Below are 22,322 nucleotides of genomic sequence, written 5' to 3'. Positions count from 1 at the left end.
TTTGTACCACGGTATCAACTGTAACTTTTTGAATATTTGTATATGCAGTATTACCTACAGCATCTTTCACAACGGCTCTAAATTGGTAATCACCATCAGCTAAATCACTTTGTTTTACTGTTGTGGTTGTCCATGTTTTACCACCATCTTTAGAGATTTGGTAAACCACGTTTGAACTTACTTCTTGTCCTACCAAACTGAGGTCAAAGCTCTTATCCTGACTAATAAAGTCATCTGCTTTTGCACCTGTATCTATATAATTTGTAAAGCTTAATGTACCTGCTTTTGGTGCAGTTGTATCTTTTTCTTCTTTATTTGATGAACCACCACTGCTTGCTACAGCAGCAATAACTCCACCCAAACCCGCAACACCCGCGGCTGCTAATCCCCAAGTTGGGATTCCTGCAAACAAAGCTGCACCTGCACCAGAAACTGCGCCTAATTCACTTAGTGAGCTTACTGCTAAATAATCTGCTTGCAAACCTGTTGGTGTTTCTGCTAATTGCATATCCCATAATAATTCACCTTGCTGCAATGCAACTTGTGGATTGGCTTGCAAAAAGTAGTCCTGAATAACAATTTGGCTACCATCTTTGAGCTGAATAACTAAATTTTGCCCTTCACGTGTTGTTGTTTGGATCTGATCAGGAGAAATACCTAACTTCAGAATTTCATTATTCTGTAACTGTGTAGAAACTATATCCCCTTGCTGAGAAACCGCAATATTTTGCTCAACGATATTCCCATCTGTCATTTTTACTGATTTGATGTCAACCATTTTTTATCCTTAACAATTCAATTTTAAATATTTGATAACACTCATAAAATCAACCAGAAGAAAACACCTTAGGCTTGTGATTTTAAAAGGCTAATTGAGCTTTTTTTATGACTTCCCCAACAAAGTCTCTTCTACTTTTGATATGAAAACACATTGAAAACTAAAAGTTAAATCAAAGGTATTTCACGCTATATAAGTAAATTATTGTATGAAGCGAGTTAAAAATTTCTATTCCCTATTTGAGGAATATACGTACTTAATTTTAGTTGAATATTACTTGTTAATCGTGAATTAATATACATTTTATTATCGATTTATTGATGAAATAGTCTATTAATAAAGAACATTAAAAATAAAATAATGAATAAAAAATAATGGACTTTTCCATAGAAAGGCTTCCTGTATTTTTCTAGTTTTCAATTTAAAATTAAATCAAACTCGCCTCCCCAAAATTAGCATTAAACTTTATGTAAAATTGATTTTTAGAGAGAAAAATAAGGAAACTATATGCACATCACAGGTTACGACTATATTTTCTATTCTCCGATTTGCCACAAAAAGTTTTTAAAACGCTTTCGTAAACAAATTAGAAAAAATATTTGGTATGACTATTTAGAACAATATCATTACGATAAACAAGAGGATCAGATCATCACCTATTTTCAAAAAGATCAAGCAATGGATTTATTTAGTGATCATCATGGCTATGCCTTAAATACTGAAGGTGAAGGTCCGTTTGCCATTTTCACATCCAAACATCGAACACATGAGGTTCAGAGTATTGCTCACGATTTAAAAACAACTGTGGATGGCATTGAATTTGACGATGAAGCACTTTGCCAAACTGTCTATATTTGTCACAAAATTTATCGTTATACCTTAGTTTTACCTGCTGATATTAATACTGATTCATTTTCAAAACTCATTCACCAATGTGCCTTTAAAAGTTTAACTAAGTCTTGATTGAATTCATATGATCGTAAAGCTAAATCAAGCCTGCTCATACAAAATAAATTTTCCATTTAAAAATTTAAGATTTTTTTAAATTGCCATTTTGATAAGGAAAACAACTGCATTAAAAAGTGCTATCATATCGCCCATATAATTTTTTTCGGCACACCCATGCGTGTGCCAATATTCGTAAATGTTAGGAATCGCAATGACTGATAATGCAACGATTTTGCAGAATGTCCCAGTAGGCAAAAAAGTAGGTATCGCTTTCTCTGGTGGTCTAGATACTTCAGCAGCTTTATTGTGGATGAAACAAAAAGGCGCAGAACCTTATGCATATACTGCAAACTTAGGTCAGCCAGATGAAGATGACTACGATGCAATCCCACGTAAAGCTGAAGCTTACGGTGCTGTAAAAGCTCGCTTAGTGGATTGCCGTTTACAACTTGCATTAGAAGGTATTGCTGCGATTCAATGTGGTGCTTTCCACATTTCAACGGGTGGCGTTCCTTATTTCAACACGACTCCATTAGGTCGTGCAGTAACAGGTACAATGCTTGTTACCGCAATGAAAGAAGATGACGTAAATATCTGGGGTGATGGTTCTACGTATAAAGGTAACGATATTGAACGTTTCTATCGTTATGGTTTATTGACCAACCCTGCTCTTAAAATTTACAAACCATGGTTAGACCAAACTTTCATTGATGAGTTAGGCGGTCGTGCAGAAATGTCACAATTCCTGATCGACAATGGTTTTGACTATAAAATGTCAAAAGAAAAAGCATATTCAACTGACTCAAATATGCTTGGTGCGACTCACGAAGCGAAAGATCTTGAATACCTCAATGCAGGTATCAAAATCGTTGACCCAATCATGGGTGTTGCATTTTGGAAAGACGATGTAAAAATCGACGCTGAAGAAGTTTCAGTGACTTTCGAAGAAGGCTTCCCTGTTGCATTAAACGGCAAACGTATCGAAGATCCAGTTGAGTTCATTCTTGAAGCGAACCGTATCGGTGGTCGTCATGGTCTCGGTATGTCTGACCAAATTGAAAACCGTATCATCGAAGCAAAATCTCGTGGTATTTATGAAGCTCCAGGTATGGCTCTTCTTCATATCGCTTATGAACGTCTTGTGACGGGTATTCATAACGAAGACACGATTGAACAATACCGTATCAACGGTTTACGTTTAGGTCGTTTACTTTACCAAGGTCGTTGGTTCGATTCTCAAGCATTGATGCTTCGTGAAACTGCTCAACGTTGGGTAGCTAAAGCAATCACAGGTACTGTGACTTTAGAACTCCGTCGTGGTAATGACTACACGATTATGAACACTGAATCTGAAAACCTCACTTATGAAGCTGAACGTTTGACGATGGAAAAAGGTGACTCAATGTTTACGCCGATGGATCGTATTGGTCAGTTAACCATGCGTAATCTTGATATTACCGATACACGTGCAAAATTAGGCATCTATACAGGTGCAGGTTTACTCGCAGTAGGTACAGGTTCTGCTGTTCCTCAGTTAAAAGACAAAAACAAATAATTATTTGATTTGTTCGATGTCAAAAAACCGCTCAAATTTGAGCGGTTTTTTATGCTTTATAATTTAGGATTCACTGTGTTTCTGTTGCTGATCTATAGCTTGCTGAATTTTTTGTTGCTGTTTCTGTAGTTCAATTCTTTCAGCTTGTTGTTGACGAATACGATCATATTCTTTTTGATTTTCAGCATCATTTTTGATTGCGAAAAATGCAATTGCAATCAACAAAACAGGAATTAAAAGACCTAAGCTGAGCAAAAGAAAAAGTTTTTTCTTACTTTTTTTCGCTGTGGGCACAGTTGAATTCATGTGTTCTCATTCCTCAATCAAAAATAAGCATCATTTTGGCTTTGCACTATAACAAAAAATACTTTTCGATTGGATGTTAAATATTTTCCCTTTCAACCATTTAATAGACAATATTCACAATAATTAATAAATAATTCTATTTATTATTTAATAATGATTATCATTTATATATACTGTGCTACAAATTTGCTCAACCGTGTTTATTGAACATGAAAATTTTAGGAATTTGCCTTTTATTTTTAGGTGCTTTTAGCATCTATAGCAGTCATCAAAATCAAAATTTATTTAAAAAACCGCTGCCTATATTTTTTAAATGGTTAGGTCTCAGTGCATTAATAAGCAGTTTAGCCTTACTATTCATAAGCTTACCTAAGCTTGTCGCATGTTTAATTTGGCTAATGTTCTTAATTGCCATTTGGTCTTTCGTTCCATTTTTAAACTTATTTAAACGGAAATTATGACCATGAAAACAAAAATAGAACGTCCCATGCAGCCTGATTGGTGGACAAAAACCCTTGTAGGCGCAATTTTAGGACTCAGTTTATCCACTGTATTATCCAGTCTAGTATTCGTGATTGGGCTGAATTTTTTGGCACAAAGTACGATTGCACAAATTGCAATGTGGTGCATCGCATGGTTTTGGTTGCCTTTATTTTTTCTAAGTTATTTATGTCGTACAGGTAAGCACGCATTGCTATTTTTTAGCATTGCTAATGTCATCGCTTTTGCTTTGCTTTTTGGACTAAGAGCTTAATATGAAAATTCGTTCTGATCTCATGAAAATCGCCAAAAACTTGCATACTTGGGTAGGAGTTAGTGCTGGAATTTTATTGTTCATTTGCTTTTTTGCAGGTGGCTTAAGTATTTTCCAACACCAAATTAGTCAATGGGCAACACCTGAAAAACAACAATTGCCACAAATTCAAGTGGATCAATATGCACATTTGATTCAACAGGTTCAAGAAAAATACCCAGCAACAGAGAAAGCATTTACCCTCAACTTTAATTCTAATGAGTTTCATTTTGCACCTTTATCATGGACTGAAAAGGGTCGTACTGAGGGATTTAATACGGCTCAAAATACATGGCTTGCAAGTTTAGATCAGCATGGTGAATTGATCGTACAACAAGAGAATCTTGCCAAAGCAGGTTGGTTGATTGAACAGTTACATGAAACAGCTGGTATTCCCGGCATGCTTGGACATCATGGCTTAGGTGTTTATGTCATGGGTATTGTGGCGGTTTTATACTTTTTAGCACTGATGTCTGGGTTAATTATTTTATTACCGACATTGATCAAAGATTATTTTGTGATTCGTTCTGGAAAAAATAAAAAGCGCTTTTGGTTAGATACGCATAATGTTGTCGGTATTACGAGCTTACCTTTTCATATTCTGATCAGTGCATCTGTGATTGTTTTTGCATTCCATGATTTTTTTTATGATGCTTTGGGAGAATTAGCTCTCAAAGGTAAACCCGTTTTTGCACCACCTGCCAAAGAAGTGATTCATATCAGTCAAAATAAACTTGATATTCAACAAGTTTTAAACAAAATCCATCAAGTCGCACCTGAGTATCGTATCGATTATATTCAATTGAGTAACTTGGATGACCCACAAAAAGCCGCAGCACGAATTGCACTTTATAGTGGAGACCTCATGTTACGTGGTGCTTCACAAGACTTTATGCGTATGAATCCTTATGTAATCGAAAAATCTGATAGCAGCGGGCTCTATACCCAAAACGGTGCAAGTGACAAATTCATCACTGCCATGTTTAGCTTGCATTTTGGGAATTTTGGTGGCTTTACTGTACGTTGGCTATACCTAATATTAGGAATTGGCGGTGCATTTTTGTTTTATTCTGGCAATATTTTATGGGTAGAAACTCGTGCACGTAAACAAAAACGAGCACAAGACCCAATTCCAACGCAGCGTAAAGATGTGGTGTTTTTGGCAAATTTAACCATTGGAACGTGTTTAGGCTGTATCTTCGCTATTGTGGCAACATTGATGCTGAGTCGAATTATTTTCCCATATAGTTCTTTGCAAAGCATCAATCATTTCTTTATGTATGGCTATTATGCGATCTTTTTAGGCTGTATTGCTTTTACATTTATCAAAGGTTATGCCAAAGCCTTGCCTATATTGTTAATGAGCATTGCCATTTGCTTGATACTAATGCCATTAACCAGTTTAATCGGTACATTTATGCCAAATAGTGGCATCTCAGTCTATGGCGGTGCAACAGTTTGGGTCGATGTCATTGCCTTTGTTTCAGCATTAGCATTTTTAAGATTTTATCAACAAGCCAAAGATCGTCAAAAAAATGCTGAGCAAGGTTCTTTATGGGCAATAACGACTAAATTGTAAATTTATTTGTTGATTTTAAAATTATCTATTCAACATAAAAGCCAATGATTCAGTCATGCATCATTGGCTTTTTTATGCCATACCATTCTCAATATCAAACACAGAAATGGCATCTATTTTGCTTATTAGTATTACGTTTAATAAAAATTGTAATATTGGGGCGACACATTATGGCTTATGTTGCAAGTGAACTCAGTGCTAGACAAAAGCTGTTTCTGGGTTTTGGTTCTTTTCTAATTCCGATTTTAATCTGGTGCGCTGTCAGTTATTTACCCTTTATTTGGCATCCTCAAGTGCAAATCACCCAATCAGGCAGTGTTGCTTTTTTTCAAGTGGATAGTCGGGTCGATAAAGCTGTTTTTTATGCTGAAGCGCAAAATGCCGTGAATCATGATGCTGCACCACCTCAAGGAAAACTGGTTAATCCAATTTATTTACCTGCACCACATGAGGTTGCCATTGCTTTAGTCACAGCATTTACCACAGCACCAACACAAGCTGATGCTCCTTGGTTTCATCAAAGTTTATGGCACAGTATCAAAATCGTCTTTACTGCATTTTTTATTTCATCCTTGATCGGGATTCCATTGGGAATTTTATGTGGTTTTTCGAAAACTATTTCACAACTGACCGAACCTTTTGTGGAGTTTTTTCGCTACTTGCCTGCCCCAGCATTTGGTGCTTTAGCCGTAGCCATCTTAGGCATCAATGATGCACCCAAAATTGCCATCATTGTGATTGGGACATTATTTCAACAGATTTTAATCATTGCCAATACTACACGTATGGTAGATCGTGGTTTGATTGAAGCAGGTTTTACACTGGGTACAAACAAATTTAAGAGCTTATTTTATGTGGTGATTCCTGCTGCCTTGCCCGATATTTACCGAGATTTACGGGTTTTGCTGGGTTGGGCATGGACTTATTTAATTGTATCAGAACTGATTGGAACAACCTCTGGCATCACATGGTTTATTACCCAACAAGCCCGTTATCAAAACTTTGACAATGTCTATGCTGCAATTTTAATTATTGGAATCATCGGCTTACTGTGTGATGTCATCCTTATGAAACTCGGTCAACGCATGTTTAAATGGAAAGTAGGAGTAAAATAATGAATCATTCTCCAGAACAATCTACTGACTTCAGTCCCAAAGAATATTTTGATGCGATTTATCAGCGCCCTGTGATTTTAGAAGCGAAAAAACTTAGCCAAATCTTTAAACACGATCAAGTTGAACGCACCATTTTAAATCAATTAGATTTAAAAATTCACAAACGAGAATTTATCTGTGTCATTGGTCCATCGGGTTGTGGTAAGTCAACATTCAGCCGTGTTGTTGCAGGATTAGACCCCTATAGCAGTGGTGAACTCTTGGTCGATGGAGCACCTATTCATGGTCCTAGCCCCGAACGTGGCATGGTATTCCAAGGCTATACCCTATTTCCATGGAAAACCGTAAAAGAAAATGTCATGTTTGGACCACTGATGAAAGGTGCAAGTAACCCTTCCGCTGAAGCTGCTGCACGAGAATGGATCAATATCATCGGTTTAGAAAAGTATGAAAATCAATATCCACATCAACTGTCTGGCGGGATGAAGCAACGGGTTGCAATTGCACGAGCTTTGGTCAATGAGCCAAAAATTTTACTGATGGATGAGCCTTTTGGTGCGCTTGATCCACATACCCGTCAGAAAATGCAAAAGCATTTGATGGACTTATGGCAGAACATTGATATTACAATTATTTTTGTGACTCATGATATGGACGAAGCGATTCTATTGGCAGACCGAATCGTGGCACTCAAAGCCAATCCTGGGGAAATCAAAGAAATTATTGAAGTGAATTTACCACGTCCTCGCAGTCCTGAGCTATTAACCTCCCCCGAATTTAAACGTTTACGTGAACGTGTTGATTTTCTCGTCCATGCACAAGAAGATGAACTTGATCCAGCCTTACAGGATTTACCTAAAATCCCACGCATGACACAGGTCAGTACGCATAAATAAACAATAATGATTTAATATCTTTATATTTCAAAATCATGTAGATGAAGACTTTATCTACATGATGCTGAATCATTTAAAAAGTCGATACATATTACAAATCTACTGCATTCAAGCACTCTATTTTTCATTACCATTTCTTAGTATAAATAAAACACAGCTAAAAATATTCAGGTATAAAAATATGCTAAAAATTCAATTTGTTAGATATAGCTTATTCACCTATCTGTTTGGAATATCAATTGCTTTTGCAGCAGCAGACACCTCATTAGAAGACACGATTCAAGCCGTAAATCATGGTTTTAAAACCCAAAATGCGCAGCTCGTCAAACAATTTATCCATCCAAAATATGGCTTTATTTACTGGAATAAAATCGGTGTGCCAACCAATCAAAGTTTCTATACACGCGCTGAATTTGAATTTCCAAAATATGAAGGTAATGGCTCAAATATGTGGTTTTATGAAGCACCTGACGCAAATCAAAAACTCATACAAACCACACAACTACCAACAATGGATTGCACATCATGGAATAAATCAGGTTTATTTTATACCACTAATCGCCATAAGCCATTTTCAGAATTAAGTAAATTTAATCAAAGTATTCATGAAAGTTCAAAACAAGAGCTCAAAACTGAACTCAACAAAATTGCACCTTTTGAAAAGCAATTGGTTGAACTGCAATATGTTGGTAAGAGTAAAAGTATCGGGGATGATATGCACTTATTTTTCAGTAAAATTGATGGAAAATGGTATTTTTCTGCACTCGATAATGCAGGCACTTGTGATGCTTAAACATTGAAAAGAATTATTTTAAAGGACACAAGATGATCAGTTATATGCTTCTGGTGATCTTTGCTTATTTGATCATCATGTGGTTATTTGCTCTGATTTATGCTGATGAAAATAAGTTTCCAAATACATTTCTTGGCGAACCTCTCTCACCAATCAACCAATTTTGTTTGGGCATTTTTTATTTTCCATTTCAACAATTAAAACGCATCATCAAAGCAATTATAAAATTTATTGTCGAAGTTCTCTTTGAAATGATTTTTATGGGAATTTTACAGTTTATTTGGTTCCTGATTCGAGGCTTCTTTATGCTGATTTTGAGATTATTTGATGCTTAGATAAAAAAAGAGCATTTTGGGATGCTCTTTTTTTTGTTATGGAATTATTATTTCTCGTCTAATACAGATTCAAAGGCTTTTAGACGTTTGTGAATAGATAATAGTTCTATAATCGTTTTCCATGAACTAATAAGATATTGAAAAGACTCACGGACTTTATCAAACACATTACCAATTTGGTTAAGTAAACCTAAAGTCATTGTGCCCGCTGCAATGGATGGAAATAACACAACCAAACTAAATAAAATATCGAGCTGCGCATACCATGTGCTCACCATATTAAAATAAGCGTAATGAAAATATAAACGGAAATAGTTTTTACGTACGTTTTGGTATAATTTTTTTAAAGTCGCAGGCTGTGCACGATCTACATAATCTTCACCATAAACTAGTTCTTTACGGTAGGCTGCTTCAACTTTTTGGTTATTAAACTCTAAACCGGGTAATTTAATCCCCACCACCATCAATAAAAATGTACCAAAAATTGCCCAGCCTATTGCAGCCCATACCAACGAATACTTAATTTCCCCCACAATAGGCAAGACTGGAACACGTTCAGAAAGCTGAATTAAGACAGGTAAAAAAGCTATTAAAATCATAATTGCTTTAATAAAACTTACACCTAAAGCTTCAAGTGTTGTTGCAAAACGCATGGTATCTTCTTGGACACGTTGTGATGCACCTTCGACATGACGTAATTTATCCCAATGTGCTGTATAATATTCATTCATTGCTGTACGCCAACGAAATATATAATGACTCACAAAAAATGAATTTATCACAGCTACAGTCACCGCAACCATTGCAATCATTAAGAACGTTAAAGTTCCCATATATAAATCTTGGATATTGCCACCGCCACTACTGAGCATTTTTTGAATTAAATCCCAAAATGGACCATACCAAGCGTTAATCGCAACAGATACTTGTACCCCAAACCAAACATTAAACAAAATAAACGCAGAGCCCCATACTGACCACGCTTGCCATTTATTGTCAGATTTCCATTTCCAAAATGCCGCAAATAGTGCAGTTGAAACAAAAAACCAGAGGTAAAACCAAATAAACTGTACTGACCAAAAACGTGTCACATTAATGGGTAATTCTGTTGTTGCATAAGCTTGAGGAAAGCCAATGAATTCACCCCAAGATTTACCACCGCTGTACCACAACACTAGATTGATCACAAACCAAATCAGCAAAGAGCTAAAAAACCACTTTGGGTTTGGAAAAAAAGATTTAAACATTGAAGCTTGATATCCCTAATAATTTTTTAAATTCATGTATGCATACTAAGCTTAAAAGCTTAAATAAAAATATAACTGTTACTGAGTTTTTTTATATTTTAGTAATTTGTCATCTGTTTTTCATACAAAAATAAGCTATTTTCTCAACATAACTTTGTCGTATATCTTTGATCTATCCGTTGGTCTGATTAAAACCGTCATATCAATCTGTTATGTTCAATGTATAACAATTATCTTGTCAAAAGAGAGAAATCACATGTCAAAACAAATTTTAATGCTCGTTGGCGATTATGCTGAAGATTATGAAACAATGGTGCCATTCCAATTTCTGACAGGCTTAGGCTATACAGTACATGCGGTATGTCCTGATAAAAAATCAGGTGACACCATTGCTACGGCGATCCACGATTTTGAGGGTGAGCAAACCTACAGCGAGAAGCGTGGGCACAATTTTGCGCTCAATTTTGATTTTTCAGCAGTCAATACAGCAGATTATGTCGGTTTAGTGATTCCGGGTGGTCGTGCTCCAGAATACTTACGTATGAATGAAAGAATCCTTGAAATTGTGCGTGAGTTTGACGCTGCGCAAAAACCAATCGCAGCCGTATGTCACGGTGCACAGATTTTAGCAGCTGCAGATGTAATCAAAGGGCGTTTATGCTCGGCTTACCCAGCTTGTGCTGCTGAAGTCAAACTTGCGGGTGGTCAATATGCTGATATTGCCGTCACTGAAGCAGTGACTGATGGGCACTTAGTCACTGCACCTGCTTGGCCAGCCCATCCTGCTTGGATGGCACAATTTATTCAAGCTTTAGGTGTGACAGTACAACTTTAACCACATCATTGCTGTGTTATTGAGAATTGTATTAAAAGTTTTACCTCTGGTTACGCTATACAATTCTCAATACTCTTCATGTTTAATCTATAAGCAATTAAAATAAAATATGACTGAATTTAAGTTTTAATTCAGCAAAACCATCCAATAAACATGTCATAATTTACTCACAATTCTTTATTTTGAACCATTATTTAGGATGAACTATGGAAATTGTTGAATTACTACAACCGATAACTTTCAAGAAAACTGATCTACCTGCGATTACCATTGAAACAGGTACTTTGTTAAAAGTCACCATGGTCAATCCATCTTCTTATTTAGTTGAAGATGAATCAGGTTTTTCTTTTCTATTAAATTTTAAAGATGAAGATACTGTGTGGAAAAAGATTTAATTTCCCATTAAATCTATGAGATTAAGTTTTATGCAAATAAAAGCTCATTATTCTCTCATGTATCATGTACTTTTAAATTAAATGCCATAAAACTTATGCTCTAATATATGTAATCATCTTTAAATGCTTTTGGCACTTGATAATACTGACCATCAAATTTTAAAATAAATTTCTGTTGTGAAGATTGACGTTTAATCTCTTTACAATTTTCTACATCACCATACATTTCATATTTTTCAATTTTACTGCTGAGCTGAATATCCACAAAGTTTTGCATTTTTGTTTTTTGCAGAATTAACGCCGATTTACGTTCTTCAATATCCGCATTACAGCGTGTGTCTGTTTCTGCTCGATATAAATCTACAATTAAACTATCCAAAACTTTTCTTTTATTTTTGAGGTCATATAAATCTAACACTTGCATGGAAAATGGATTTGGTTGTGAGTGACCATAATAATTTAGACGTACACCTATTGCTCTTAGCTCAGGACTGAGTTGATATGCTGCGGTATCGAGTTGAATCCGTTCTAAACTGATCGCATCAGACACCAATTTATCTTTGACTGGATAATACGATAAAATTCGATCATTTTTAGTATCTAATGTGATTAAAGATAACGTGTAATCAAAATCCTCAGAATCAGTAGATTGCTGATTTTGTTGAGCATAAGCAATTATTTGCTGATTTTTAGTATTGGGTAATAGTTTACAATCCACCAAATGATAAGACTGATATGCCACATTGGCTTGTTTTAATACGGCTGAGAGCTGTGATTCATTTTCACAATCTATGGCGAATGCCATACTATGCATTGCCATAGAACAGAGAAATCCACATGCTGTTTTCACGCTTATCTTCATGTAAGCCTCTCTTATACTTTCAAATAAAATCAAATGCTTGAGTGTTTTCGGATAATGCCATTTTTATGATCGCATCCGTTTTATGTTCTACAAATTGCAACGCCAGACCATTTTGCTGTACCGCAGCCATACAAATAGTATGGTTTTGTTGTTTAACCGTAGATAGCATTAATCCATTGCGTGAAACTGCCTCTAAACATATTTTTTCTGTTTGCTCGCGTACATATTCCAAACCATAACCGTGATGCATCTGAATGGTATGTAAACAAATTTCTTCTGTTTGATCACATACATATTGTAAATAGAACTCATCTTGCTCAATGGCACACAAGCACATTTCTTTAGTTTGTTTTTTTACAAAAGCCAAAGCCGCACCACTTTTTTGAATAGCCATCAAACACAAAGCTTCTGTCAAGATCGGTACATAACACAATGCATTTATACAATTTTGTACGGCAAGCCAACACAATTGCTCAGTTTTGTCGATTACAAACTCCAATAATAGACCATCTGCTTGCACAGCAGTTGAAGCGATCTCCTCATTTTGAAATTTTACAAAATGAAATGCTTGCTCATTTTGTTGTACTGCAAGTAAACATAATTCTTCATTCTGTTGTTTTACAAATTGCAAAGCCAAACCATTTTGCCTGACTGCATTTATACACAATTGGTAACTTTGCTGTTCGATCAGCTCCAGTACCAATCCATTTTGAATAATCGCCGCAAAATAAATACTTTGTAAAGGCATTTGCACATACTGTAAAGCAAAACCATTTTGTTGTACTGCTGCTATACAGATTTGCTCAGTTTGATGTGGTGCGAATTGCAACGCTAAACCCTGTGTCTGAACAGCAAGTAAACAGCGTTGCGCTGTTCTTTGGGTGACTGAAATCAATCCCAATGCATAACCATCTCGTTGTATTGCCACATCAATAACAATATCAGAAGGATTTTCAATATATTGTAATGCAAGGTAATTTTGTTGCACCGCAATCAATTGCATTTCTTCAGTAGGATTTTCAATATATTGCAAATTTAATCCATTTTGTTTTAGTTGTTCTTTATTACTTTTTAAAACCATTACTTCACAACCTATACAGAGGAACTCATTGAAAGCCCCTCTGATATTGTAATATATTACTTCACTTTCATTTTCCGAATCATTTTATATAAAATTTTTGGTGAAATACGTGACACTAACACACCAAGTTTTTCTTTACGTCCACCCACGACGATAAATTCTTCACCTTTTTGCAAAGCTTCAACGGTTTGTTGAGCAAACTCATCTGCATCCAAACCATTTTCAATCGCTTCATCCTGATGTCCTTGCGGTTTACCTTCGCCATTCAAGGCATTAAATGACACATTAGTTTTGACAAAACCCGGGAAAATCACCGAAACATTCACCCCTTCTTGCGCCACTTCAGCACGTAGGCTATTTGCCCACATGTGAATCGCAGCTTTTGCCGCAGAATAAGAGGCACGATATTGCGTACCGAGCAAACCTGCAATACTCGATACATAAGCAATGCGCCCTGATTTTTGCGCCAAGAACGTTGGTAATACTGTTTTGGTTAAAAAGACTTGGGAAAAATAGTCGATTTCCATGATGGTACGTTCAGTTTGCATGGTGGTATCTGCAATGAGCGCACGTTGGCTCAAGCCTGCATTATTGATCAGCCAATCAATGCGTCCTTTTTCTTTCAATACTTGTTCATAAGCATGGCGAACTTGGGACTCATTGCTAATGTCCATTGCCACAGAAAGATGTCGATCTGGATTCAACAAACTGACACGGACATTTTCCAACTCATCTAAACGACGTGCACTCAATACCACTTGTGCACCTTGCAAAGCACATTCTTTGGCTAATGCTTTACCCAAACCTGATGATGCACCTGTAATCCAAACTACTTTTCCGTCCATGAAATCACTCTCTAAATCTTTGATTTTAAATATGCCATGAAAAATATTTCAAGCACAGCCATTTATAAAATGTCAATCAATCACTATGCACGTACCAAGAAACTGTTAAAGTGTTTAGCATAATATTGTGCTTTTTCTGCATCACCTGATTTATATTCATCACCCACTTTTTCAAGACGCTTATAACCTGTACTGGTAATCATGTTGATCACACCATTTAAGGTTTTATCGACTACAAAGTTAAATTTTAGCAAAGTCTTTGGATCACGAATGAATTCTGAAATACCTAAATCAATAATTTTAACTAAGTTTTTTAATGTTGCAGGAAGCGCTTGAATATTACCTGCCAAAACTTGTTCAATATTTTGACTGGCTGTTTCACCTAACTGACGATCTAACACATAGTACATATAGATTTGTTCGGGATTTGAAGGATCAAATTTTTGTAAAATATGATTCGCAACTGGCTTTAAACGATCATTGCCAAAAAATGAAATCGACCATGGCATATATTTTCTGAGTGCACTTTCAATTTGCTCAAAAATTTGTTCTGCCTCTTTTAAACTTTTTTGTCCTGCTGCATCTAAATTCGTTCCTCGCTTTTCTTCGATTAAACGTCCAAAAACTTGATCTAATACTTGACACGACATATCAGTAAAAATCGAGCCAAGTTGTTTAGACAAACTTTCCTTGTCACCTTGATTCAAACGATCAGTCACTTGTTGTAATGCTTGATAGGTATCATTATTGATTGCTAAGTTAATTTTATAGGTCATGCAAATCAGCCTTTTGTTAATTTTATAGGTCAATGGTCATCGAATATTAGCAAAGCTTACACAGACTTGCATTGTCTTTTATAACAATCTTGCCTTGTCTAGTGAATATTTTTTCAACATAAATTTCATACAGATGAACACTGATATTGTAATTGTGACTTTTAAAAACAGCATTAAATCCAACATTTGTTGCATTTAATAAAGGATTCTCATTTTGAAATGTAAAAACAATAACACTTCTAATCACAAGAAATGAAAACAACACCAATACTGAAGAAGAGGAATCAACATTCCTGATAAATATTTTGCTACAATGGTTCCAATTTTTACTCACTTTTGATCTGTTTTTACTATGACTGATTCAGCGCAAAATATTGCTACGACCTACGATCCGACTGAGATCGAAAAAAAATGGTATAAGACTTGGGAAGAGAATGGCTACTTCAAACCATCTCGTGAGGGCGAATCATTCTGTATCATGATTCCGCCACCGAACGTCACAGGTAGCTTGCACATGGGTCATGGTTTTAACAATGCCATCATGGATGCCTTGACTCGCTACAACCGTATGTCAGGTAAAAATACCTTATGGCAACCGGGGACTGACCATGCGGGTATTGCAACGCAAATGGTGGTTGAGCGCCAACTTGGTGCGCAAGGTGTAAGCCGTCATGACTTGGGTCGTGAAAAATTCATCGAAAAAATCTGGGAATGGAAAGAACAATCTGGTGGCAACATTACCAACCAAATCCGCCGTTTGGGTTCTTCTGTAGATTGGTCACGTGAACGCTTCACCATGGATGAAGGTTTATCCAATGCGGTAAAAGAAGTTTTCGTTAAATTACACGAAGACGGCTTGATCTACCGTGGTAAACGCCTTGTTAACTGGGATCCAAAATTACAAACTGCTCTTTCTGACTTAGAAGTTGAGTCTGATAAAGAAGAACAAGGTTCTCTATGGCACTTCAAATATTTTTTTGAAGATAAATCACTACGCACACACGATGGTAAAGATTACATCGTTGTTGCAACCACTCGTCCTGAAACGCTGTTAGGTGATACTGCTGTTGCTGTTGCACCTGATGATGAACGCTATGCGCCATTGGTGGGTAAAAACATTATCCTGCCAATCACAGGTCGTGCGGTTGCGATTGTAAAAGATGAATATGTAGACAAAGAATTCGGTACAGGCTGTGTAAAAATCACCCCTGCGCATGACTTCAATGACTATGAAGTGGGTAAACGCTGTGAATTGCCAATTATCAACATTTTCAACAAAAATGCTGAAATTCTGGCTGAGTTTGAATACATCGCGAAAGCAGGCGAACAGATTTCTAAAACCATCGCAGCACCTGCTGAATATGTGGGTTTAGAGCGTTTTGCTGCACGTAAAAAACTGGTTGAACAAGCTGAAGCTGAAGGCTGGCTGGATCAAATCCAACCTTATACATTGAAGCCACCTCGTGGTGACCGTTCAGGTGTAATCGTTGAGCCTTTATTGACAGACCAATGGTATGTGAAAATTGCGCCGCTTGCTGAACCTGCAATCAAAGCGGTGAAAGATGGCGACATCAAATTTGTCCCTGAGCAATACAGCAATATGTACATGGCTTGGATGAACAACATTCAAGACTGGTGTATTTCTCGTCAATTGTGGTGGGGTCACCGTATCCCTGCTTGGTACGATGCTGAAGGCAATATCTATGTCGGTCGTAACGAAGAAGAAGTTCGTGCGAAAAATAACATCGCTGCTGATGTTGAACTTAAACAGGATGAAGACGTTCTGGATACATGGTTCTCATCTGCATTGTGGACATTCTCAACTTTAGGTTGGACTGGCGATGCTGAGAAAGATAAAGAAAACTATTTCTTAAATACGTTCCACCCAACTGACGTACTTGTGACTGGTTTTGACATCATTTTCTTCTGGGTTGCACGTATGATTATGTTTACGCTGCACTTCATGAAAAATGAAGATGGTACGCCACAAGTTCCGTTCAAAACTGTGTATGTACATGGTTTAGTCCGTGATGGCGAAGGTCAGAAAATGTCTAAGTCTAAGGGCAACGTACTTGATCCATTAGATTTGATTGACGGTGTTGATCTTGAAACTTTAGTACAGAAACGTACTACAGGTTTGATGATCCCGAAAACTGCGCCAAAAATCGAAAAAGCGACCCGTAAAGAATTCCCTGAAGGGATTCAGGCTTATGGTACAGATGCGGTTCGTTTCACTTTCTGTGCGCTTGCAAATACTGGTCGTGACATCAAATTCGACATGAAACGTGTTGAAGGTTACCGTAACTTTGCCAATAAAATTTGGAATGCAACACGTTTCGTGATGATGAACTGTGAGCAACAGCCAATTGGTCAAGAAATTCGTCAAGACCTTTGGGAATTGCCTGAGCAATGGATCGTGAGCCGTTTACAGAAAGCGGAAGCTGCTGTTCAAACTGCGTTTGCAACCTATCGTTTAGATTTGGCTGCACAAGCGATTTATGAGTTCATTTGGAATGAATACTGTGACTGGTATGTCGAGCTGACTAAGCCTGTTCTGAATGATGAAAATGTATCGACTGAACGTAAAGCGGAAGTACGTCGTGTTCTTCTTGCAGTGATGGAAGCATCTTTACGTTTAGCGCATCCATTGATGCCGTATTTGACTGAGGAAATCTGGCAAACACTTGCGCCAATGATCGGAATCAAAGGCGATACTATCATGTTGGCGCAATACCCTGTTGCCAATCCTGAACGTATTAATGAGCAAGCGGAAGCTGATATGCAATGGCTTCAAGGTTTGATTGGTGCGGTACGTAATATCCGTGGTGAGATGGGCTTAGGTAATGCACGTTTGTTGCCTGTTCTGCTTCAAAATACCACTGATGCTGAAAAAGCACAGATTGCACGTATTGAACCATTGTTTAAAGCTTTGGCGAAAGTTGAAAGTATTACTTTCCTTGCTGATGCTGAACAACCGCCATTGTCATCATCTTCTGTAGTGGGTCACGTTTCTGTATTTGTTCCAATGAAAGGTTTGATTGATCCTAAAGCTGAGTTGGGTCGTCTACAAAAAGACTTCGATAAGGTTCAAAAACAACATGACCAAATTGCCACTAAACTGGGCAATGAAGGTTTTGTGGCGAAAGCACCTGCTGCTGTAGTTGAGGGCGAGAAAGTGAAACTGGCTGAGTTTGCGGATCAGTTAGCGAAAATTAAAGCGAATATGGAGCAGATTGCTGCGCTTTAAGGTGTTAGCTATTTAATCTAATTAGTAGTATAAAGGGCTGATTATTCAGCCCTTTTTTTAAAAATCTATACGATCACGTCTTAAAGGCAAATTTATATATGAGGGTAGATAAAATGATCCTTTAATTTCAAATTGCTCTATATTAGTGACTAAGTAATTAGTTATAAAACTATCTGTGTACTCATTAACATTATTTAAATAATTCTCTAATTCATCTAAAGAAAAACCGAATTTATTATTAATTTTTTTTCGTAATTGTAATAACCTACTTTTTGCATCTGGATGAGTATACGACTGTGTAGAACCATAAAAATTTTTAATTTTTTCAAAAGCACTTTGATAGATAAAGAAATCAAAAGCAGCATTCGTTAATTCGCCTTTATAATTATTATCGCCAGTAATATTTTTGATAGCATACCAATCTGCATCATATTCATTCTTTTTTGAATAATAAAAAGTATTTACCTTATTATCATTTTTAACATATTTATTGATCATAGACATCTTTATTGATGTATTGGTTTTCGAATTCAAATGTCCTAATAAGTAATGTGAATATTCGTGACCAATAATAAAGTCTATTTGAGATTTAGTTTTATATTTTGCCAATTCAATATATTCATGATTTAGAAAATCAAATCGCGGATCTAAATCGAAATCAAATGATTCAAATCCCAGCATAGTCCTCATGGCAATCATAAATGCTGAACTCTTATCAACTGCTGGAATATCAGTATATATAAAAAGATTCATAAAAAATAAAAACTGTTCTAATGGTTCAGAAACAACGATAAAGGTATTTTTTTCTTTCATACAATAAGCATTCACAGACTCAAAATACGCCATATTTACAGGAACATTTTCTACCTTTTTTTGATTTCCTTTACTTAATACACTTAAATAACGTTCATTAATTAATATCCTTTTATAGTATTTATCCAAAGACCAATTTTGACTATTTCCTTTTCTTTTCTGAAAAACCCTATTAATTCTTGGATGCCAAGAAATTGACTTTGCCTGAAAAGCCAGTATTTCATCATTTGCAGTTTTTGGTCTAAATATTTTTTCTAGATCACTTGCAGCACAGAAATGTGTGTACCACCTAACTTCCTCTCCATATTTATCTATATAAGTTTGCTCATCGCTTGTACTAGTAATTCCAAGAAAATGAAAAAAATCCCCATTTTCTAAAGGAATCAGATATCCTTTCTTGGCTTTTTTAACATTTGGGTTGTGTTTCATTATAGCTTCTATAATTTTTTGCTCAGCTAATTCTTTTTCTAAATCTACCATTTAATTGTATTTAGCCCTATAAAAATACCCTACAGCATATAGTAATATTCATATAAATCAATAATATTAAAATTACTTATAAAGCATTCTAAAAACTGAGTTCTTTCAGCATCATATTCAACTGCATCATCTGTTCCATGTTGACTGCCATCCAACTCAATGACCAAACCAAGTTCATGACAGTAAAAATCCACAATATACGGCGCAATCACATGCTGACGACGGAATTTCAGATTCATAAAACACTTATTACGTAAAAATTGCCACATCAAACTTTCAGCATCGGTGGCAGTGTGACGCATCGCTTTGGCAAAGACTAAGAGTTGCGGGTCTATTTTCATTTTCTCTCTTTTTATACCTAGAACTGAAAAGACCAAGAAAGTACATTTTCAAAACGTCTATTAAACTTTTAAACATTCGCTTAAATTAATGTGACATATTTAAAATATCTTGTAAATTAAGTGATTAATTTTAACTAATATTCAATAAATAGCTTTGTTTTTAAACTGAAAAGTTATTAAAATTTCATCACTCATCGCAGTATTGAAATCACTTCATGATGTCTCCCGCCCCCGATTATTTAACCGCAATAGGTATGACCGCAATCTCTGCGTTTACAGCGTCATGGGTATTGTGGGCTTTAGGTCGTCAGTATTGGCACCAAGGGATTTCTTGGGCGATTGGCAGTGCCTTACTTTATGGCTGCGCCTACATCAGTTTTTCCCTGCAAAATGTTTTAGGGTGGGTCGAGCTTCAAATCAGCTCAAAAATTTTGATCAATGCGGCAATCTCCATGTTTACCATTGCTCTATACCAATATCGGCAAAGTGAAAACAAACAAAGAGATCTATTTATTTTAGTGTTCCCGATCTTGGTATCACTGCTATTGGCTGTGGTCTATATCCCTGACAATATCGCCACATTCAGCATCTTACAAAGTGCCATAGTCATCATCCAAACATTGTTTACCATCAATGTTTTATTCGCGATGCGTGCACGTACACCGGGCACAGGTTGGGTTGTTGTCACGACTGCCGCATTCTTGCAATTGATCGCCATTTTTCCACTGCTTTTTACCAAAGTCCGACCATCCCCCCATCTGATCGAAGAAGCCACGACATTTGACATTTTGAGCATGTGGTTGGTTTGTGTGGTTTTATTCATCAAACTCATTGTGTCGAGCTTCGGCTTTTTGATCATGTTGCGTGATCGACAATCTGTTTTGGAACAAGATAAAGCAAAATTGGACTATTTGACCCAACTTCCCAATCGTGCTGCATTGGTGGAAAATTTAGTCTCCTCTATACGGGAAGCAAGTCAGCAAAAATCATTGTTATCATTATTAGTTATTGATATTGATCATTTTAAAAAATTTAATGATAACTACGGACATTTGGCAGGTGACCAAGTGATTCAACAAGTCGCACAAATTTTAAAACAACAATGTCGTGCAACAGACTTGGCAGCACGTTATGGTGGTGAGGAATTTGTCATCATTTTACCGCACACCACCTTACAAGGTGCTGAAATGTTGGCAAATCGCTTATGCCAAATTGTGCAAGCACATCCTTTTCAACTGAAAAATGGTGAGAAATTACATGTGACCATTAGTGTCGGTATTTATTCAGATATTCCAACACCGCAAAATCATTGGGAAAATTTAATTGAATATGCAGATGCTGCAATGTATATCGCCAAAAAACGTGGACGTAATCAAGCTGTGGTCTACCAATCTGTAAAAAATTCTTCAAATTAACGTCCAACAATCATCATCGAACGCACGACATAAAGCAAATTTGAAACAGTCAACAAAGATACAATTGACTATGCAGCAAATAAACAACTACAGATTAAATTTCACTTTAAAATCTGTACTTTAAATTTAAATTATTCAAAAGTTCTGCTACAAGCCTTATTTTTATTCGATGTTATTATTCAATTTACTCGTTATAATTTATTTACCTCAAAATAAGTAAAAATTCAAAAGATGAAAGGACTCAACTACACCCTCATTCCGTCATTCAGTATCGTGATGTTATGCAGTGCTTGTAATGACAAAGCATCAACCTCATCTCAAAAAGAGCATCCTGTAAATCAAGTTACAAGTACTACGCCCACGCAACCTAAACCAATTGTTTCGCCCTCAGCGCCAAAATCAAATGATCTTGTTAATAATCCCACTCCTCTACCACAAGGTTATCAGGTTGATACACGCTATCTGAAGCAGCCCTTATTGATTGATTTTAATGGTGATAAGCAACTTGATGCTTTTCGTGTACTTAAAAATCCAAATAAAACAGGAATGAAATACCTTTTTGAATTTCGTATAGCAAATACAGATCAAGTTTATTTTTATGAGAATGATGACGAAAGCTACGATCTCAACTTTTTTGGTCAGTTTGAGGTCGCCAAAGCAGGTGAAAAATTCGTAGATGCTCTTAAGCTTGAAAATGATGATCTTCTAGATTATGAACATGCGCCTGAAAAAGCACGACTCATTTTAAAATATGATGGCATCACCACCAATACGACAGAGGAAACTTGTGCAACATCATTATTTTATCTTGAAAATGAAAAAATAAATCGTATTTTTCTATGTTAATACCACCTTATTATCAGCATATTAACAACGACAATTTTTTC

22 protein-coding genes are annotated in these 22,322 nt (G+C 36.2%); 13 read left to right on the top strand and 9 right to left on the bottom strand.

Translation table 11 applies throughout. The features are described from left to right. The coding region (locus tag AVJ19_RS14820) for a BapA/Bap/LapF family prefix-like domain-containing protein (RefSeq protein ID WP_162626623.1) at nucleotides 1–778 on the bottom strand (778 nt) is incomplete at its 3' end. Nucleotides 779–1,285: 507 nt separating this feature from the next. On the opposite strand from AVJ19_RS14820, the gene AVJ19_RS14815 reads away from it, so the two are divergent. Beyond that, nucleotides 1,286–1,741 (top strand): hypothetical protein, encoded by a 456-nt coding sequence (locus tag AVJ19_RS14815; RefSeq protein WP_111860438.1) that lies wholly within the window; start codon nucleotides 1,286–1,288, stop codon nucleotides 1,739–1,741. 181 nt (nucleotides 1,742–1,922) lie between these two features. Further along, the gene (argG, locus tag AVJ19_RS14810) at nucleotides 1,923–3,281 is read left to right on the top strand and encodes an argininosuccinate synthase (RefSeq protein WP_171334223.1); all 1,359 of its coding nucleotides are present in this window, start codon (nucleotides 1,923–1,925) and stop codon (nucleotides 3,279–3,281) included. Between the two features lie 63 nt (nucleotides 3,282–3,344). Here argG and AVJ19_RS14805 read toward each other — a convergent pair whose 3' ends face one another. After that, a complete protein-coding gene (locus AVJ19_RS14805) occupies nucleotides 3,345–3,587 on the bottom strand; it encodes a hypothetical protein (protein WP_111860436.1) in 243 nt (80 codons plus the stop codon). 463 nt (nucleotides 3,588–4,050) lie between these two features. Between AVJ19_RS14805 and AVJ19_RS14795 the strand changes: the two genes are divergently transcribed. The 6 genes from AVJ19_RS14795 to AVJ19_RS14770 all read left to right on the top strand — a co-directional run bounded on the left by AVJ19_RS14795 (nucleotide 4,051) and on the right by AVJ19_RS14770 (nucleotide 9,098). Next, complete coding sequence (locus AVJ19_RS14795; RefSeq protein ID WP_162626622.1) at nucleotides 4,051–4,341, top strand: hypothetical protein; 291 nt, start codon at nucleotides 4,051–4,053, stop codon at nucleotides 4,339–4,341. 1 nt (nucleotide 4,342) lies between these two features. Further along, complete coding sequence (locus AVJ19_RS14790) at nucleotides 4,343–5,959, top strand: PepSY-associated TM helix domain-containing protein (RefSeq protein WP_111860433.1); 1,617 nt, start codon at nucleotides 4,343–4,345, stop codon at nucleotides 5,957–5,959. A 170-nt stretch (nucleotides 5,960–6,129) separates the two neighbouring features. Then, complete coding sequence (locus AVJ19_RS14785) at nucleotides 6,130–7,074, top strand: ABC transporter permease (protein WP_111860432.1); 945 nt, start codon at nucleotides 6,130–6,132, stop codon at nucleotides 7,072–7,074. Next, on the top strand, nucleotides 7,074–7,970 hold the full coding sequence (locus tag AVJ19_RS14780; protein WP_111860431.1) for an ABC transporter ATP-binding protein: 897 nt from the start codon (nucleotides 7,074–7,076) through the stop codon (nucleotides 7,968–7,970). The genes AVJ19_RS14785 and AVJ19_RS14780 overlap by 1 nt, the downstream gene beginning before the upstream one ends. A 181-nt stretch (nucleotides 7,971–8,151) precedes the next feature. Then, on the top strand, nucleotides 8,152–8,763 hold the full coding sequence (locus tag AVJ19_RS14775) for a hypothetical protein (RefSeq protein WP_111860430.1): 612 nt from the start codon (nucleotides 8,152–8,154) through the stop codon (nucleotides 8,761–8,763). A 32-nt stretch (nucleotides 8,764–8,795) separates the two neighbouring features. After that, nucleotides 8,796–9,098 carry a hypothetical protein gene (locus AVJ19_RS14770; RefSeq protein WP_111860429.1) on the top strand — a complete coding sequence of 101 codons (303 nt, stop codon included), beginning with the start codon at nucleotides 8,796–8,798 and terminating at the stop codon, nucleotides 9,096–9,098. A 47-nt stretch (nucleotides 9,099–9,145) separates the two neighbouring features. Here AVJ19_RS14770 and sbmA read toward each other — a convergent pair whose 3' ends face one another. After that, nucleotides 9,146–10,345, bottom strand: a complete 1,200-nt coding sequence (gene sbmA, locus AVJ19_RS14765; RefSeq protein WP_111860428.1) for a peptide antibiotic transporter SbmA — start codon at nucleotides 10,343–10,345, stop codon at nucleotides 9,146–9,148. A 256-nt stretch (nucleotides 10,346–10,601) separates the two neighbouring features. Here sbmA and AVJ19_RS14760 point away from each other — a divergent pair, with 256 nt between their 5' ends. Both AVJ19_RS14760 and AVJ19_RS14755 read left to right on the top strand, forming a co-directional pair. Continuing rightward, entirely contained in the window at nucleotides 10,602–11,180 is a 579-nt protein-coding gene (locus AVJ19_RS14760; protein ID WP_111860427.1) for a DJ-1/PfpI family protein, read from the top strand. 206 nt (nucleotides 11,181–11,386) lie between these two features. Beyond that, nucleotides 11,387–11,575, top strand: a complete 189-nt coding sequence (locus tag AVJ19_RS14755) for a hypothetical protein (RefSeq protein WP_111860426.1) — start codon at nucleotides 11,387–11,389, stop codon at nucleotides 11,573–11,575. A gap of 100 nt (nucleotides 11,576–11,675) precedes the next feature. Here the strand turns inward: AVJ19_RS14755 and AVJ19_RS14750 are convergent, their stop codons facing one another. The 4 genes from AVJ19_RS14750 to AVJ19_RS14735 all read right to left on the bottom strand — a co-directional run bounded on the left by AVJ19_RS14750 (nucleotide 11,676) and on the right by AVJ19_RS14735 (nucleotide 15,139). Continuing rightward, nucleotides 11,676–12,437, bottom strand: a complete 762-nt coding sequence (locus AVJ19_RS14750; protein ID WP_228203373.1) for a hypothetical protein — start codon at nucleotides 12,435–12,437, stop codon at nucleotides 11,676–11,678. A gap of 19 nt (nucleotides 12,438–12,456) precedes the next feature. Further along, nucleotides 12,457–13,518, bottom strand: coding sequence for a DUF4116 domain-containing protein (locus AVJ19_RS14745; RefSeq protein WP_111860424.1), 1,062 nt, complete (start codon nucleotides 13,516–13,518; stop codon nucleotides 12,457–12,459). 56 nt (nucleotides 13,519–13,574) lie between these two features. Then, nucleotides 13,575–14,363, bottom strand: coding sequence for an SDR family NAD(P)-dependent oxidoreductase (locus AVJ19_RS14740; protein ID WP_111860423.1), 789 nt, complete (start codon nucleotides 14,361–14,363; stop codon nucleotides 13,575–13,577). 83 nt (nucleotides 14,364–14,446) lie between these two features. Continuing rightward, on the bottom strand, nucleotides 14,447–15,139 hold the full coding sequence (locus AVJ19_RS14735; RefSeq protein ID WP_111860422.1) for a hypothetical protein: 693 nt from the start codon (nucleotides 15,137–15,139) through the stop codon (nucleotides 14,447–14,449). 352 nt (nucleotides 15,140–15,491) lie between these two features. Between AVJ19_RS14735 and AVJ19_RS14725 the strand changes: the two genes are divergently transcribed. Then, nucleotides 15,492–18,386, top strand: coding sequence for a valine--tRNA ligase (locus tag AVJ19_RS14725; RefSeq protein WP_111860420.1), 2,895 nt, complete (start codon nucleotides 15,492–15,494; stop codon nucleotides 18,384–18,386). A gap of 57 nt (nucleotides 18,387–18,443) precedes the next feature. On the opposite strand, the gene AVJ19_RS14720 is transcribed toward AVJ19_RS14725, so the two are convergent. Continuing rightward, a complete protein-coding gene (locus AVJ19_RS14720) occupies nucleotides 18,444–19,679 on the bottom strand; it encodes a M48 family metalloprotease (RefSeq protein ID WP_111860419.1) in 1,236 nt (411 codons plus the stop codon). Nucleotides 19,680–19,708: 29 nt separating this feature from the next. Further along, on the bottom strand, nucleotides 19,709–20,020 hold the full coding sequence (locus AVJ19_RS14715) for an endonuclease domain-containing protein (RefSeq protein WP_111860418.1): 312 nt from the start codon (nucleotides 20,018–20,020) through the stop codon (nucleotides 19,709–19,711). 215 nt (nucleotides 20,021–20,235) lie between these two features. On the opposite strand from AVJ19_RS14715, the gene AVJ19_RS14710 reads away from it, so the two are divergent. Beyond that, the gene (locus AVJ19_RS14710; protein WP_111860417.1) at nucleotides 20,236–21,435 is read left to right on the top strand and encodes a GGDEF domain-containing protein; all 1,200 of its coding nucleotides are present in this window, start codon (nucleotides 20,236–20,238) and stop codon (nucleotides 21,433–21,435) included. Between the two features lie 231 nt (nucleotides 21,436–21,666). Beyond that, the gene (locus AVJ19_RS14705) at nucleotides 21,667–22,281 is read left to right on the top strand and encodes a hypothetical protein (protein WP_111860416.1); all 615 of its coding nucleotides are present in this window, start codon (nucleotides 21,667–21,669) and stop codon (nucleotides 22,279–22,281) included. Nucleotides 22,282–22,322: the final 41 nt, after the last annotated feature.

The sequence above is a fragment of the Acinetobacter sp. CFCC 10889 genome (assembly GCF_003268395.1).
GTDB lineage: Bacteria > Pseudomonadota > Gammaproteobacteria > Pseudomonadales > Moraxellaceae > Acinetobacter.
Note: the sequence above shows the minus strand (reverse complement) of the source record. Positions and strands in the feature narration are given on the sequence as shown.